This window comes from Rhodopseudomonas palustris, from assembly GCF_003226555.1.
GTDB lineage: Bacteria > Pseudomonadota > Alphaproteobacteria > Rhizobiales > Xanthobacteraceae > Rhodopseudomonas > Rhodopseudomonas palustris_I.
In genome coordinates, this window is record NZ_QKQS01000008.1 from 100,921 (window position 1) to 115,655 (window position 14,735).

17 protein-coding genes are annotated in these 14,735 nt (G+C 66.9%); 9 read left to right on the forward strand and 8 right to left on the reverse strand.

What is annotated here, in order from left to right; genetic code table 11:
* The first annotated feature begins 691 nt into the window (after positions 1-691).
* From DNX69_RS05750 to DNX69_RS26035, 3 genes are all read left to right on the forward strand, one after another.
* Positions 692-1,453: a sulfite exporter TauE/SafE family protein gene (locus tag DNX69_RS05750; protein ID WP_234826870.1), complete on the forward strand. Its 762-nt coding sequence runs from the start codon at positions 692-694 to the stop codon at positions 1,451-1,453.
* 183 nt (positions 1,454-1,636) lie between these two features.
* Entirely contained in the window at positions 1,637-1,861 is a 225-nt protein-coding gene (locus DNX69_RS05755) for a hypothetical protein (RefSeq protein ID WP_110785056.1), read from the forward strand.
* Positions 1,862-1,926: 65 nt separating this feature from the next.
* A complete protein-coding gene (locus DNX69_RS26035; protein WP_133255974.1) occupies positions 1,927-2,355 on the forward strand; it encodes a hypothetical protein in 429 nt (142 codons plus the stop codon).
* Here the strand turns inward: DNX69_RS26035 and DNX69_RS05765 are convergent.
* From DNX69_RS05765 to hutW, 8 genes are all read right to left on the reverse strand, one after another.
* Complete coding sequence (locus tag DNX69_RS05765) at positions 2,307-3,161, reverse strand: energy transducer TonB family protein (protein ID WP_110785058.1); 855 nt, start codon at positions 3,159-3,161, stop codon at positions 2,307-2,309. The two genes, DNX69_RS26035 and DNX69_RS05765, sit on opposite strands and share 49 nt — an antisense overlap.
* Positions 3,158-3,592 carry a TonB system transport protein ExbD gene (gene exbD / locus DNX69_RS05770; protein WP_110785059.1) on the reverse strand — a complete coding sequence of 145 codons (435 nt, stop codon included), beginning with the start codon at positions 3,590-3,592 and terminating at the stop codon, positions 3,158-3,160. The genes DNX69_RS05765 and exbD overlap by 4 nt, the downstream gene beginning before the upstream one ends.
* Before the next feature lie 5 nt (positions 3,593-3,597).
* Positions 3,598-4,395: a tonB-system energizer ExbB gene (gene exbB / locus DNX69_RS05775; protein ID WP_110785060.1), complete on the reverse strand. Its 798-nt coding sequence runs from the start codon at positions 4,393-4,395 to the stop codon at positions 3,598-3,600.
* Positions 4,388-4,924, reverse strand: coding sequence for a heme utilization cystosolic carrier protein HutX (gene hutX / locus DNX69_RS05780; protein ID WP_110785124.1), 537 nt, complete (start codon positions 4,922-4,924; stop codon positions 4,388-4,390). Before hutX ends, exbB begins: the two co-directional genes overlap by 8 nt.
* Positions 4,925-4,941: 17 nt before the next feature.
* Entirely contained in the window at positions 4,942-5,274 is a 333-nt protein-coding gene (locus DNX69_RS05785; RefSeq protein WP_110785061.1) for an antibiotic biosynthesis monooxygenase family protein, read from the reverse strand.
* A gap of 77 nt (positions 5,275-5,351) precedes the next feature.
* Positions 5,352-7,691: a TonB-dependent hemoglobin/transferrin/lactoferrin family receptor gene (locus tag DNX69_RS05790; RefSeq protein ID WP_110785062.1), complete on the reverse strand. Its 2,340-nt coding sequence runs from the start codon at positions 7,689-7,691 to the stop codon at positions 5,352-5,354.
* A 193-nt stretch (positions 7,692-7,884) separates the two neighbouring features.
* The gene (locus tag DNX69_RS05795) at positions 7,885-8,580 is read right to left on the reverse strand and encodes an SDR family oxidoreductase (protein ID WP_110785063.1); all 696 of its coding nucleotides are present in this window, start codon (positions 8,578-8,580) and stop codon (positions 7,885-7,887) included.
* Positions 8,568-10,016, reverse strand: coding sequence for a heme anaerobic degradation radical SAM methyltransferase ChuW/HutW (gene hutW, locus DNX69_RS05800; RefSeq protein WP_110785064.1), 1,449 nt, complete (start codon positions 10,014-10,016; stop codon positions 8,568-8,570). The genes DNX69_RS05795 and hutW overlap by 13 nt, the downstream gene beginning before the upstream one ends.
* Before the next feature lie 336 nt (positions 10,017-10,352).
* On the opposite strand from hutW, the gene hemP reads away from it, so the two are divergent.
* From hemP to DNX69_RS05830, 6 genes are all read left to right on the forward strand, one after another.
* Positions 10,353-10,556 (forward strand): hemin uptake protein HemP, encoded by a 204-nt coding sequence (gene hemP, locus DNX69_RS05805; RefSeq protein ID WP_110785065.1) that lies wholly within the window; start codon positions 10,353-10,355, stop codon positions 10,554-10,556.
* Positions 10,553-11,527 (forward strand): heme/hemin ABC transporter substrate-binding protein, encoded by a 975-nt coding sequence (locus tag DNX69_RS05810; protein WP_110785066.1) that lies wholly within the window; start codon positions 10,553-10,555, stop codon positions 11,525-11,527. Before hemP ends, DNX69_RS05810 begins: the two co-directional genes overlap by 4 nt.
* Positions 11,524-12,606 (forward strand): FecCD family ABC transporter permease, encoded by a 1,083-nt coding sequence (locus tag DNX69_RS05815; protein ID WP_110785067.1) that lies wholly within the window; start codon positions 11,524-11,526, stop codon positions 12,604-12,606. Before DNX69_RS05810 ends, DNX69_RS05815 begins: the two co-directional genes overlap by 4 nt.
* Complete coding sequence (locus tag DNX69_RS05820) at positions 12,603-13,415, forward strand: heme ABC transporter ATP-binding protein (RefSeq protein ID WP_110785068.1); 813 nt, start codon at positions 12,603-12,605, stop codon at positions 13,413-13,415. The genes DNX69_RS05815 and DNX69_RS05820 overlap by 4 nt, the downstream gene beginning before the upstream one ends.
* 202 nt (positions 13,416-13,617) lie before the next feature.
* Positions 13,618-14,100, forward strand: a complete 483-nt coding sequence (gene fldA, locus DNX69_RS05825) for a flavodoxin FldA (RefSeq protein ID WP_110785069.1) — start codon at positions 13,618-13,620, stop codon at positions 14,098-14,100.
* Complete coding sequence (locus tag DNX69_RS05830; protein ID WP_110785070.1) at positions 14,079-14,495, forward strand: DUF2023 family protein; 417 nt, start codon at positions 14,079-14,081, stop codon at positions 14,493-14,495. Before fldA ends, DNX69_RS05830 begins: the two co-directional genes overlap by 22 nt.
* The last annotated feature ends 240 nt before the right edge of the window (positions 14,496-14,735 follow it).

The following is a 14,735-nucleotide window of genomic DNA, read 5'->3' on the forward strand; positions in this document are numbered from 1 at the left end:
TGCTCTACCGGCCTGCCATGCTGGCCTCGTCCGCCATCCCGTTCTCGAAGGGCCCAGGCCGGCCAGCCCCGGACCCAATTTCGGGCGCCGCCACCGCATTGATAACGCGCCACCTTCAGGCGAGCCGCCAAAAGCTCAATCTGCAGCGTCAGGGATCTATTTGAACTTACAAATCAATTGCATCAATTGAGGCGCGGCGACCGCGGGCTGTGCGATGCAGGCTGTTTCGAGTGCCTCAAGAGAGACAGGTCGGCCCCAGGGCTGGCGGGGGGAGCCCCGGGGCCAGTCATCGCCTACCGGGGAGGTTGCGGCGCTGACAGCAGGATCTCCGAAGCCAAGGGCTGACCACGGTGAGCGTCCTGTCTGAACAAAACTCTGCACCGGCCAAGCGGCGAGCGAAAGCGACATCGATCGGCGTGGTTCCGGCGGCGCTAACCGATCATCTTCGATCGAATCGAGCGAATTAGTTCGAAATCAACACCCAGGTAGAAATACCAACACGCCCTTCCCCATTTGTCGCCCGATCCCGGACGGCGCGCCCTGCCAACGGCAACGCCGCGATCCTGCGTTGCCGCGACGTGCCGTCGCGGCGTAAAACCGATCCGGCCGAGTCGCGCGGGGGGCGCGTCGTCCACGGGGAGACGATCCACTGACAGGTTTCGAAGGGATCGGTATCGATCCGAGCTATGCGCTGGCAGGCGCGGTCACCGGCTTCGTTGTCGGTCTTACCGGCGTCGGGGGCGGCGCGTTGATGACACCAATCCTGCTCCTGGTGTTCGGGATCGCACCACATGTGGCGATCGCTACCGATCTGTGGTTCGCCGCGATCACCAAGCTGATCGGTGCGATGGTGCACAATCGCAAAGGCAACATCGACTGGCGGATCGTCACCCGACTGTGGGCCGGCAGCTTGCCGGCCGCAGCGCTGATGGTCGCGATCGTTGCGTTCGCCGATCCGGTCGGACGCACCGAGTGGCTGACCCGCATCATCGGAATCGTGGTGATCCTCACCGCGCTCGGCATCGTGTTCGCGCCGGCCCTGCTCGCTTCGATATATCCGCGGTCGAACACCGATGAGATGCCGCCACAGCACGATCGCACCGCGCTGACGGTGCTGACCGGTGTGACGCTCGGTGGATTGGTGGCGCTCACCTCGATCGGTGCCGGCGCGCTGGGCACGGTGGCGCTGCTCTATCTGTATCCGCGCCGATTGCTGCCGCATCGGCTGGTGGCAACCGACCTCGCGCACGCCATTCCGCTCGCGACCGTGGCTGGCGCCGGCTATCTGATCGTCGGCATGGTGGACTGGAAAATGCTCGTCAGCCTGCTCGCCGGTTCCATTCCGGCGGTGATCCTCGGCGGACTCTCGGCCGGCAAGCTTCCGGGCCGCGGCTTGCAGATCGCACTCGCGATTGTTCTGCTCGCTGCCGGTCTCAAAGGATTGCTGATGTAGCGGTCACCGCTTCGACCAAGACGGATGCGACCGTAGAACACGTCGAAATTGTCGGAACGTTTGTGCAGCTTGGGCGTTACGAAGCCTCACGACCGACCACTCTGCTTTGGTCAATCGCTCGGCACTTCGGCGCCGACGTTCAACGCTTTCTCAAGAAGGCACCGGAACTCCCGGTGAGATGCAATGACCGACGCCTGCGTCATCGAAGTTCGCGCCCGCACTGCGGGCATCGTCGTTCGCGAGGGAGACAATTACTGCTTCTTCGCCGCGCATCGCGACTTCCACGCGCTGGAGCGTCAATCGTTCGACTCGCTGCTCGCCGCGCAGGCCGCGGCTTCGCGCTGCGCCAGCGATGCGTCGTCGGACATTCGGCTCGATCCCCCTCGGGCAGAGGCGCCGCGCGCGTAGTTCATCGTAGCAGAGCGCGCCGACGCCGCATCACCGTTACGCGCGCCGGATGCGGCGCAGCGCGATTGGTTTCAGCCACGGCGACGTTCCGCCACGGCGCCGATGCCGAGCCTGCCGCTTTCGGCGAGCTCACGCAGCCGATGCCGCGCCCATACGCGCATCGCCAGGCCGGACCGCTCGCCGTCGCCGCGAACACTGTCGAACGGCTCGCTTTGTTTGGATTGTTGTTCGAGTTCGACCTTCGCCATCATTCCCTCCGCATGGCTGTTCGAAGCCGGCAGTGTCGACTCGTGTCGCTCGCCGGCGCGCAACTACATGCATGGTTTGGTCTGTTTGTGGCGGTAGTTTCTTCCCCCGGCCAGCCTGAATCATTCCAAACTAGCGAACCGCTACTTGCGACGGACGACAGCGAAGCTGTAGCGGCGCGGCGTCCGCCGGATCCGAATTACCTGACCGAAAAATTCACCGGCACGGTGAAATTCAGCGACGCCTGAGTGATCTCCGGCGGGAATGCCGGCAGCGGCTGCGCCCGGCGCACCATCGCCAACGTTTCGGCATCGAGTGCGGCGCTACCCGACGAGCGGGCCAGTCGCGCGCCGAGTACCTGCCCGCCGCGCCCGACCGTGAAGCTCAGCGTCGCGGTGCCCTGCACGCCGGAGGCGCGTGCCTCGGACGGATAGCGCTTGAAGCGCTGCAGATGCGCCGCCAGACGCTGACGATAGGTCGGCAGCACAGCAGCGGCGCGGGCGCCGGCGAGCGCCGCCATCGCGTCGGCGGCCCGGCGTTCGGCGCGCTGCGGCGCGCTGGTCCGCGGTGCCGGCGGGCGCTCGGACGGATGCCGCTTGGCGGTGCGTTCGCGCCGCTTCGGCGGCTCGCGCTTCGGCTCGACCTTTTTCGGCTGTTCAATCTTCACCGGCTGCGGCTTGTCCGGCTCAGGGGCCGCTTGCGCTTCCGGCGGCAGTGCCACCTTCGGCTTCGGCTGCGGCGGTGTCGGTTCGATCTCCGGCGCCGCGGCCGCCTGCGGCGTCGGCTCAGGCTCCGGTACGGGTTCCGGCGCTTCGGCCTCCTGCATTTCCGGGCCCGGCGCCAGATCGAGCGGGCTCGGCTGCGGCGACGCCGTCGCCGGTGCCATGTCGACCATGATCGCGGCCAGCGGCTCGCCCGGCGGTGGCGCTTGCGTGTAGTACGCCATCGCCGCCGCGACCGCGGCGGCGTGCACGCCGACGATCACCGCGGCCGACAGCAGCCATCGCGACGCTCCCGGCGCCGCGGCGGTATCGTGCAGCGCGCGGGCGTTCATGGCTGCGCGGCGCGGCCGTCCAATCCGACCAACGCCACCTTCAGATAGCCGGCATCGCGCAGCAGGTTCATCGCCGCCATTAGATCGCCGTAGCTCACCGCCTTGTCGGCGCGCAGGAAGATGCGCTCGTCCTTGTTGCCGCTGGTCGCCGCGTCGAGCGCGGGGATCAGCGCATCGCGCGACACCGTCTCCTCGCCGAGCGCCAGCGATAGATCCGGCTTGAGCGACACGAACACCGGCTTGTCTGGCCGCTGCTGCGGCTCGGAGGTGCTGGCCGGAAGATCGACGCCGACGTCGACGGTGGCGAGCGGAGCGGCGACCATGAAGATGATCAACAGCACCAGCATCACATCGATGAACGGCGTGACGTTGATCTCGTGTGCCTCCACCATGTCGTCGTCGCCGCGTCGGCTCGCGATCTTCACTGCCATCGTTCTCACCTCACCGCACGCGCACGCAACGACGGCCGCGCCGCCTCGCGGCTGATCATCAGCAGCAACTGGGTGGATGCGTCGCCGAGCAGTGCCCGATACGCAGACACCCGCCGCGTCAGATGATTGTAGATCACCACCGCCGGGATCGCAGCGACGAGGCCGAGCGCGGTGGCGAGCAGCGCCTCGGCGATGCCCGGCGCAACCACCGCCAGATTGGTGGCGTTGGCCTTGGAGATGCCGATGAACGCATTCATGATTCCCCACACCGTGCCGAACAGGCCGACGAACGGCGCCACCGCCCCGATGCTGGCGAGCAGCCCGGTGCCGATCGCCGCGCGCCGCGCCTCCGCCGCCTCGACCCGCTCCAGCCGTAGCGCCACCCGCTCACGAAAACCGTCGTCCTGCGCACCGCCGGACAGGCTGGCCTCGCGATCGACGGTTTGAATCATTTGCGCCACCGCGTCGCGCTGATCGGCGGTCTCCGCCGCGGCCTGCTGCAGCGTGGTGTCACTCTCCAGCCGGTCGAGACCGCGCTGCGCCACCGCGACGTTGCGGCGCAGTTCGATCGACTTCGCCAGCCACACCGTCCACGCCGCCAGCGATGCCGCCACCAGGCCGACCATCACCGTCTTCACCACGACGTCGGCGCCGAGGAACATCCCCCACGGCGACAGATCGCGCGGCAGCGTCGCCAGATCGGCCGCCGCCCAGGCATCCCCCGGCAGCGCCGCGGCGACAATGGCCAACGCCGCCATCGCAGCACCGGCCGGCAGCGCCGCGGCGCCTTGGGGTTTACGCATTGCGCGCCTCACTGAACTGCTCGGCAAGCGCATGGAACTTGGCCAATTGGTCGCCGCGCAGCTCGCGATTGGCGTCGCGGCCAACGAACACCTTGAACATGACGCCGCCGTCGCGGTTGAGGAACGCCACGAAGGCGCTGGCCTTGCCCATGAACGGGCGCTCGACGAAAGCCAGCGCACCGCAATTGTCATGACGCAGATGGCCGTGCAGGCCCTTCGGCTGCATCAGGTTGAAGTAACCGCGGCTGACCTCGCCGCGCGGCACTTCTCCGGTGAACTCGAAGATCGCGTCCTCGGTGTGCACGATCAGCGTCACCTCGCCCCAAGTCGCGATGTCGTTCATCGCCGCGGCGAAGCCGTCACCGGGGCCGAGCCGGACCATGCCGTCCGGCAGCGCTTCGATCACCGCCTGCGGCGACACGTTCCACTGCTTGGCGACCTCCTCGATCACGGCGGCCGGATTGGCCGCCATGAAGGCGCGAAGATCCCCGGTCTCGGACGTCACCACCGATGCCGCTGCAGTCGCCATCACACTCTCCTTCGGTCTCACGCCGCCGCGGCTTTGCGCTCGCTGCGGATCACCTCGAATCCCTCGAACCGCGGATGGCCGAGATAAATGCTCTGCCCGGTGTCGTTGCCGGCGCGGGCATGGGAGCGCCGGAACTGCTCGGACGTGGTCCACGCCTCGAACGCCGCCTTGCTGGCCCAGGTGGTGTGGGTGGCGTACAGCGTGTGGTCCTCCGCCACCGGCCCCTTCAGCAGATGAAACTCGACGAACCCGTCCATCTCGCTGAGATAGGATTCCCGCGTCGCCCAGATATCCTCGAAGGTCTGCTCGGCGCCGCGTTTCACTTGAAATCGATTCATCGCGATGAACATCTCGTCTCCTTGCTGGCTTGTGTTTCGCTGGCTTGTTGCTCTGGCTCGTCGTGCTCCGGCCCGCTCGGGGCCGGACTTCACGCCCCCCCAAAATGGACCTTGATGCCGCCCTTGTAGACCACGCCCGGGCCGGGGCTGCTGAACAGAATGTCGTTCTGCGAGGTGCCGTCGGTCGACGATCCAGGGATCGCATACGGACGATAGTAGTTGTTGAGCAGATTATCGATCGAGAAGTTCAGCGTGACGTCCGGCGTCGGCCGATAGGCGACGTTGAGGTTGACGAGATCGTAGGAGGTTCCGGGCAGATAGCCGGCCGGCAGATTGGTGTTGGCGGCATACGACGCCCATTGGGCCGCGATCGTCAACTGCCGGTCGAGCAACCGCAGCCCGCCGGTGGTGACGACCTTACGGGCCGGAATCGATGCAAGGCCAAGGCCGGTGTCGGGATTGGTGCCACGGATCACCGCGGCGTTGACGCCGACGAACCAGGTTCCCGCATCGTAATTGGTCTCGACCTCGACGCCTTCGATCCGGGCACGCGGGATGTTCTGATACTGATAATATTTGCTGTACAGGCCGAACGCCGGGCCGAGCTGCGACACCTGCGGCGCCGAGCCGACCAGTTCGATATAGTTGTCGACGTCGTTGCGGAAGGCGTTGATCTTGCCGCGGAAGCTGTCGGAAGCCGCGAAGATGCCGTCGTATTTCAGGTTGATACCGACTTCCTTGTTCTTGCCGACTTCGGGCCGCAGCCCGGCGTTCGGGATCAGGCAGAACAGGCCGGTGGAGCCGTCGCCGCAGGTGAACAGTGCCGGCCCGCCGCCGGTGACGTGGGCGCCGGAGATTAGCGTCTCCGTGATCGACGGCGCGCGGTAACCTTCGGCATAGGCGACATACGGGGTGAAGCCGGCGATCGGCGTCAGACCCAGCGTCACCTTCGGCGACAGCCGGCTGCCGCTGGCGGTGGTCGATTGCGAATTCAGCTCGTAATGATCGTAGCGCGCCGCGCCGATCACTTCGAGCCATTGCGCGTAGTTATTCTTCACCTGGATGAAGCCGCCCGACACCGTGCGCTCGCCGCCCGGCGTGGTGACGTTGGAATTGCCACGGTTGTCCCAGGTCGTCACCTTGTCGTTGAAGGCGTCGACGCCGTAAGTGACTGCGGTGCGCCAATTGCCGTATTCGAACCGCGAGGTGTTGTGGGCGTCGATCCCGATGGTGTCGAGGTTGTAACCACGCTGGTCACCGATACAGCCGGAAATGTTGTTGCCGTAGTTGCCGGCGCCGCAATAACCCGCGCCGCTGGTCGAATAGTGGTAGGTCTTGGTCTGGTCGCTGGTGGTGCGATTACCGTACAGATTGATGTTCCAGTCGAACCAAGTGTCGTCCGGCCGCGAATATTTCCAGCTCAAGGTGCCGGTGTAGTTTCGCAGATTGGTGCCGTACACCGAGGATCCCTGATACAGCGCGCGCTGCGCCGCTGTGAGCACCGGACCGCGGTTGAACTGACCGACGTCGTAGTTGAAGTCCTGGAAGATGCCGCCGATCTTGACCTCGTGGCCGTCGGCCGGCCGCACCGTGAATTTCAGCAAGCCGGCGGCGAGATCATTACCGGTGTTGCCGATCTCGGTGCCGGCGCCGTCCTTATAGTTTCCTTGCGTGCGGTACACCGCGCCGCCGAACACGTCGACGCTGGGATCGACCCGGACGCCGCCGAACACCGAACCGAGCCCGCGCGCATTGTTACTGCCGTAGGAGCCGCTGAGGTCGACGCCCCAGCGCTCGCCGGCGCGCACCACGTCATCGATGTCCTTGGTGCGGAACGACACCACGCCGCCGATCGCGCCGGAGCCGTAGATGTTGGCGCTCGGTCCGCGCACCACGTCGATGCCGCCGATCAGTTCGGGATCGAGGAAGAACGAGCCCTGCGCGCCGTGGCCGGAGCGCTGATAGTTCTGCCGCGCGCCGTCGACTACCACGGCGACGCGGCCGAAATCCTGCAAGCCGCGAATGTTGATCGAGGTCGACGGCTCGTCACCACGGTCCTGGAACGACACACCCGGGGTTGCGACGAACACATCCTGAAGCCGGTTCGGCGGAAATTGCTGGATCTGCTGCAGCGTGATCGCGCTGGCCGGCGCCAGCGCGTCGACCGCCTTCTCCTCGTTCTTGGTCGCCACCACCGTGATGGCGTCGAGCGACTGCGTCGAGCCCGCCGCCTGGGCATAGGCGTCGCGCGGGTTCGTGGCTGGCGCCGCCAGCTGCGCCGCGCGCGCGGCACGGTCGCGCTTCACCTGTGTCTGCGATGGCGACGATGCATGTCCGGTCGCGGTCTGCGCAGCAGCCGGCGCAGTCGCCAATGCGACGACGGATACAGATAGCAATAGCGCGTAGGCGCGCGAGTTCAGCCCCACCATGACAGCCCCAGTATGGTTAGTTGAATCTGGCTGGCGGGCTCGCCCCGAGGCGGCTGGCTGGCAATTCTCCGTCAGCACAACTGCTAACGGCTGTCATTTTTGGTAACCGAGCCAAAACGCCGGGTCAATCGGAGTCGGGCGCTGATTAAAGCAATTATAACCAGTCCGTGATCGCCGCCGCGCCGACGCGTCATCAGCGCGTCGCAGCGCGGCTCGCTGATGCCGCGACGGCGAGATCGAATTCGGCAATATCGGCCGGCTCCGCCGGCAGGGTGCTACGATCGACCGCGGACAACACCCGGCCGATACTTGCCGGCGTCGCCAGCGCATCGAGCAACAACGTGGCGAGATCGGCCCGCGCGATCCGGCCGTGCGCCCGCGGATCGTCGTACAGCGCCCCCTGCCCGGTCGGCTCGCCATCGGTCAGCCCACCCGGACGCACGATCGTCCAGTCGAGCGCGCTGTGCCGCAGATGATCTTCGGCGCGGGTCTTGGCGTCGAGCACCGGCCCGATCGCGGCAACGATTCGTTCCGACGCATAAGCGCGGCTGTCACCGCAAGCGAGCGACGACACCTGCAGGACGCGCCGCACGCCGCACGCCAGCGCCGCATCGGAGATCGCGTTGTTGCCGATCTCGTCGATCAGCAGCGCATCAGGTCCGGCGCCGCCGATCGTCGAGACGATCGCCTGCGGCTTCAACCCGTTCAGCACCGCCGCGACAGAGCTGGTATCGGCCAGATCGACGCGCGCGACGCCGGCAATACCATTCAGTTCGTTGAGCCGCGCCTCGTCGCGTCCCGCGACGAGCACCGTCCAGCCGCGCGCCACGCCTTGCGCGACAAGATGCCGCCCGGTGCGCCCGGTAGCTCCGAAAATCACAATACGCATCTGCCCTCGCACATCGTCGCCGCGGCCGACAGACCGGCCGTCAGCCCGCTGGTCAGATTGCTGATCCAGAACGATCCGGCAAGGCTCGGCGAAAATCCGTCGCCGTGCAGTTCGCCCAATCCGGCCGCAGTCCAGTTGGCCAGCAGCGGCGTGACCGCAACGCGGAACCCCGGGCGCAGCGCTTCGACCGCGGCAAGGTCGAGCCTCCCGGTCTCCAGCCCCGCCGCGATCATCGCATGCGCGGCATGATCCGACGGCACCAGCGCCAGCCCCTCGATCGGCGCCCTGTTCTGCGCGATCATCTCGCAGCGCTGCGCGATGTCGATGACATTACGCCAGCGGTGGCCATGCGCCTGGCCGCCTGCACCGGCGCCGAACGGCAGGCAGGCGACGCCGCGCTTGATCGATGCGTTGTAGCGGTTGCGCTCGCGCAGCGAACGCACCAGATGCGATTGCGACACTTGCAGCCAGCCCCGGTCGGTCAGGCGCTCGACGCCCTCCGCATACAGCGGCGCCTGCGCCGACGGTGTCGCCGGCGGCGGCAGTTTGCCGTGCTCGACCGCGCGCGCCATCGGGCCGCCGGGAAACATGTTCAGTGCATACAACGTGACGCCATCGAGACCGATGCGCGCCACGGTATCGATATCGCGCCGCCAATCGGCCTCGCTCTGGCCGGGTAGCCCGTAGATCAGGTCACACACCACCGAAGTGCGCCCCAGTGCCAGCAACTCGGACAAAAACGCCGCGACCTCTTCGCCGCTGCGCTTGCGGCCAAGCCGCCGGCGCACCGTGGTCGAAAAGCTCTGCACGCCGATCGACAGCCGGTTGACGCCGGCCTCTGCCAGCTTCGCCGCCTTGGCGATATCGAACCCGTAGGAGCGCCCTTCCAGCGTGATCTCGCAATCGGCACTAAGCGGCAGATAGCGATGCAGCGCCTCGATCAGCCGCGACAAATCGTCCGCATCCAGCGCCGATGGCGTGCCGCCGCCGATATACACCGCATCGATCGGCGCGCTCGCGATCAGCCGCGTGTGTGACTTCGCCGCGAGCTCGGCGATCAGGTCGTCGACATAAGCGGGGCCCGCCTCGGGCCGCCAGACGTTTTCGAAGAAGCCGCAGAACAAACAATGATTCTGGCAATACGGGACGTGCAAATAAGCCACCGCCGTCTCGCTGCGCGGCGTCGCGAACACCCGCTCGATCACCGCGTCGGCATTGTCGGCATCGACCGGCCGGCTGCCGCGCCACGGCGGCGAGAATGCCCGCTTGCCGAACGCTTCGGTGAGCGGATCGCAGCCGATCCGCACCAAGTAATCGCCGACCACTGCCGGCGTCGCCGCCATCGGATGACCGCCCCCGTGTCCGCCGTGCCCACCGTGGCCGACGCGCCCGTGCATCGCGGCGGCGCCGCGCTCGCCCTGCTTCAGATCGGCCATTCTCACGACCCGCGCTCCATTGTGGGACGGGCAGTATCGGCGCAGCCGCGCGTCGCACGGTCAGCCGACGCATGCACGTGCGGATAGCTGGCCGCACCGACCATCCGATCACACTCGTTATTTGTAAAAAGCTGCTGGCGGGCGCTGCGAAACGCAGGGAGCTGGCTGGCGACGGCGGCCCGCCGACATCGGCGTTCCGTGCATTGCAACTTACGATGTGCGCTGCCGCGCGCTCAAGCGTCAATCCCGCCGTTTATAGTAATTATAAGACACATTTTTCGATCACCGCTTATAACGAACGTCAATCGTCGAACCGGCAACAACGACAGAAACCGAATGATGACAGGATCCGAACGATTTGGCGCAGATGCGGCGCGGCCGGCGGCAGGCTCGGGCGACACCCGCGCGATCAGTATCGTCGGCAACCAGATCAACAGCCGCGAGCTGTTCACGTTGGACCGCGAAATCGTCATCGCCCATGGTGACGACCGGTACCGACTTCGACTCACATCACAGAACAAACTGATTTTGACCAAATGATTGCGCTGACTACTCTCGCGCGGCACCGCCGCGCCCTGCTCGCCGCCACGCTACTCGCCTGCGCAGCCGCGCTGCCGGTGCGGGCCGCCGAGCCGGTCAAGGTGACCGACGCGCATGGCCACGACGTCGTGGTCGCCGATTCCTCGCGCACACTGTCGATCGGCGGCGCGATCACCGAAGTGCTGGCGGATCTCGGGCTGGAGAAGCGGATCGCCGGCGTCGATTCCACTAGCGTCTATCCGCCCGAAGCTGTCGCTGGAAAGCCCAATGTCGGGTACTTGCGCCAGCTGTCGTCGGAAGGCGTGATCGGCCTCAATCCGACCCTGATCCTGGCGATGGACTACGCCGGGCCGAAGCAAACCATCGATGCGATCAGTTCGGCCGGTATTCCGATGGTATCGGTGCCGGAGACGTATTCCGAGAAGGGGTTGCTCGACAAGATCGCGCTGATCGGCCACGCGATGCAGGCGGACAAGGCCGCCACCTGCCTCGCCTCCGCTGTCGGCGACGATTTCGCCACGCTGCGCAAGCTGCGCGCCGCGATCACCAAGCCGGTGCGGGTGATGTTCGTGATGTCGCTGGTCAACGGCCAGGCGATGGCCGCCGGCCGCAACACGGCGGCCGACGCGGTCATCGCGCTCGCCGGCGGCGTCAACGCGATCGACGGCTACGACGGCTACAAGGCGATCAACGACGAAGCGATCGTCGCAGCCCGGCCCGACATGGTGCTGACGATCAAGCGCGGCCGGGATTCGTTCGAGGCCGATGCGTTCTACGCCCATCCGGCGTTCGCGCTGACGCCGGCCGGGCAGCACCGCGCCTTCCTGGCGATGGACGGGCTGTATCTGCTCGGCTTCGGGCCGCGCACACCGGCCGCCGCGATCGAAGTGGCGTCGAAACTCTATCCGCAGCTCGCAGCAGATGCCGCCGGCTTCAAGCCGAAGGCCACCACGGTCGATTGCCGCTCATGAGCGTGCTCGCACTGCATCGCCGCGGTCGCACCGGCGCGCCGCGCCCGCCTGCGGGGCAGGCTTTGGCAGTGCTCGGTATGGTGCTGATCGCCGCGATTGCGCTGGCGCTGACGGTCGGCGCCGCCGGCATTCCACTATCACGGCTGCCCGCCGCGCTCGGCCTGTCCGGCGCCGCGGCCGATCCCACCACCACCCGCGATCAGCTCGTGCTGTGGTCGATCCGGATGCCGCGCATCCTCACCGCCGCGATCGTCGGCAGCCTGCTCGCCGCCGCCGGCGCGCTGATGCAGGGTCTGTTTCGCAATCCGCTGGCCGATCCGGCGCTGGTCGGAGTCTCGAGCGGCGGCGCCTTCGGCGCGGCCGCCTCGATCGTGTTCCTCGAGCATGTGCTCGGCCCGCATCTGCGGGGCCTGCAGGAATATCTGCTGGCGTTTGCCGCCTTCGCCGGCTCGCTGGTGACCACCATCCTGCTGTACCGGATCGCCAGCCGCTCCGGCCGCACCTCGATCGCGCTGTTTCTCCTCGCCGGCCTTGCGATCGCAGCGATCGCCAATGCCGGGCTCGGTGTCTTGGTGTTCGTCGCCGACGATCGCCAGCTCCGCGACATCACCTTCTGGATGCTCGGCTCGCTCAGCGGCGCCAACTGGGCCAAGACCGCCTCCACCGCAACGGTGCTGCTGATCGCGCTGCTGGTGCTGCAGCGTATCGCCGGCCGGCTCGATCTTCTGGTTCTCGGCGAAACCGAGGCCTATCACAGCGGCGTCGACGTTGAGCGGCTAAAGCGGGTGACCATCGTGCTGGTATCGGCGATGGCCGGCGTCGCGGTCGCGGTCGCCGGCGTGGTCGGATTCGTCGGCATCGTGGTGCCGCATCTGCTCAGGCTGGTGATCGGCCCGTCGCATCGGCTGCTGCTGCCGGCCTCGGCCTGCCTCGGCGCGGTGATGCTGCTGATCGCCGACACCGTCGCGCGGACCATCGTGGCGCCGGCCGAAATGCCGATCGGCATTCTCACCGCCGCGATCGGTGCGCCGTTCTTCCTAGCCATCCTCCTGCGGCAGCGCAAGCTGGTCGGCCCATGAGCGGCGTGCTGAAAGCCGAGGCCGCCTCGTTCGCGCTGCCGGGAGCCGTGCTGGTCGACCGCGTCGATCTCAGCATCGCGCAAGGCGAACTGGTGGCGATCGTCGGCCCCAATGGCGCCGGCAAGTCGACGCTGCTGCGGATGCTGTCGGGCGATCTGCGCCCGACCTCCGGCACGGTGTCGCTCGATGGACGCGCGCTTGCGGACTACTCGCCGCGCGCGCTCGCCGCCCGGCGCGCGATGCTGGCGCAGCACACCACCGTCTCGTTCCCGTTTTCGGTGGAAGAGATCGTGGCGATGGGCGCCGACATCGATCCGCGCAAGGCGGCGCCGCTGTTCGACGCCGCGCTGCGCGACGTCGGCCTCGAGCAGTTCCGCCACCGCAACATCACCACGCTCTCGGGCGGCGAGCAGCAGCGCGCGCATTTCGCCCGCATCCTGGTGCAGTTGTGGAGCGGCGAAGCCGACGCCGGGCCCGGCCTGCTGCTGCTCGACGAGCCGACCTCCAGCCTCGACATCCGCCACCAGCTCGATCTCGCCGAGACCGCACGGCGCTGCGCCCGCCGCGGCACCACGGTGATCGCGATCCTACACGACCTCAACCTCGCGACTCGATTCGCCGACCGCATTGTCGTCTTGCATGGAGGCCGGATCGCCGCCGACGGGACGCCGGCCGCAGTGCTGCGGCACGAGCTGATCGCCGAGGTGTTCGACGTCGCTCTGACCGTCAATACCGACGACGCCGGCCAGCCTTTCGTGCTGCCGGAACTGGCGGACGATCGCCGCACCGCCGCGCGCCTCACCGGTTAGTACCACCGGCCGCCGGCCCGCGCCCTTCCTCATAGCGATTCTAACCAACCACCGGTCCGATCGGGCCGGTTTTGGACCGGTTCAATTTGTCCGGCCAGCGCGCGGCGCTTAGTTTGGACGAGGCGCTGTCGACGCGGGTGCGCGGCGACGTCGATCATCACTGATATTGATTTCATCACCAAGAGGACCGGACGTACAGGCTATGAGCGTCAATGTAATTTTCGGCTCCGATGCCGGCGTGACCCGCGCAGTCGCCTCGCGCATCGCCAAACGGATGCAGGGCCGCGCCGTCGACATCAAATCCGCCACCACCGCCGACTTCGAAGGCTGCAGCCTGCTGATCCTCGGCGCGCCGACTTACGGCTTCGGCGATCTGCAGGCCGATTGGGAAGCCAATCTCGACAAGCTGACCTCCGCCAATCTGACCGGCAAGAAAGTCGCGCTGTTCGGCACCGGCGATCAGACCAACTACCCGGACAGCTTCGTCGATGCGATGGGGCTGCTCTACGACCACGTCGTCGACCGCGGCGCCGAGGTGATCGGCTTCACCGACACCGTCGGTTACGACTACACGGCGTCGAAAGCCGAGCGCGACGGCCGCTTCGTCGGCCTCGCCCTCGACGAGGACGGACAGTCATCCAAGACCGAAAAAAGGATCACCGAATGGATCAGTCGTCTCACATGAGCGCCGCGACCTTGCAGATCTTCCAGCACCATCTCTACGAGCTGTCGAAGGGCATGCGCCCGCTCGCGATGATGACGCTTCCGGCGGTCGACGCCACCGCGATCGTGGCGCGGCTGCGCACCGCGGGCATCGCCCACCACATCCACGAAGCCTGCCAGCACCGCATCAACGTGGTGTTCGGTGTCGCCTCGGCGGTGCGCACCGTGCAGGGGTTCATGACCGGGCCGCTGTGTAACCTGTCGGCCGAGCACGACTTCATGCTCGGCATCCTGCTCGGTTACGACCGCGAACTGCAATGCCACCGCTTCCTCGCGCGCAGCGGCGGCGATGCGGTCGATGCGGTCGCCGAACCGACCCATACGGTGGCCCCGAGCGAGCCGGTGCTGATTCACTGACGGCGAACGGCCGTGGCGTCATGCCCTGGATGGGAGCGACACCACGGCCCGCAAGGACCGGCCCTCGCCGCCACGGGCGCGGCCTTGCCAAGCTGAGCGTATCGGCTTATATTCCTAGCCATGCGCTACCCTTTCAATCCTGCAATCGTTCGTATCCGGGTGACACCCGACCCGGGCACCGAAGGACCGCCACCGGTCACGGGCGGACGGTCGAGGGGCTGTCGTCGGCCACACACCAAT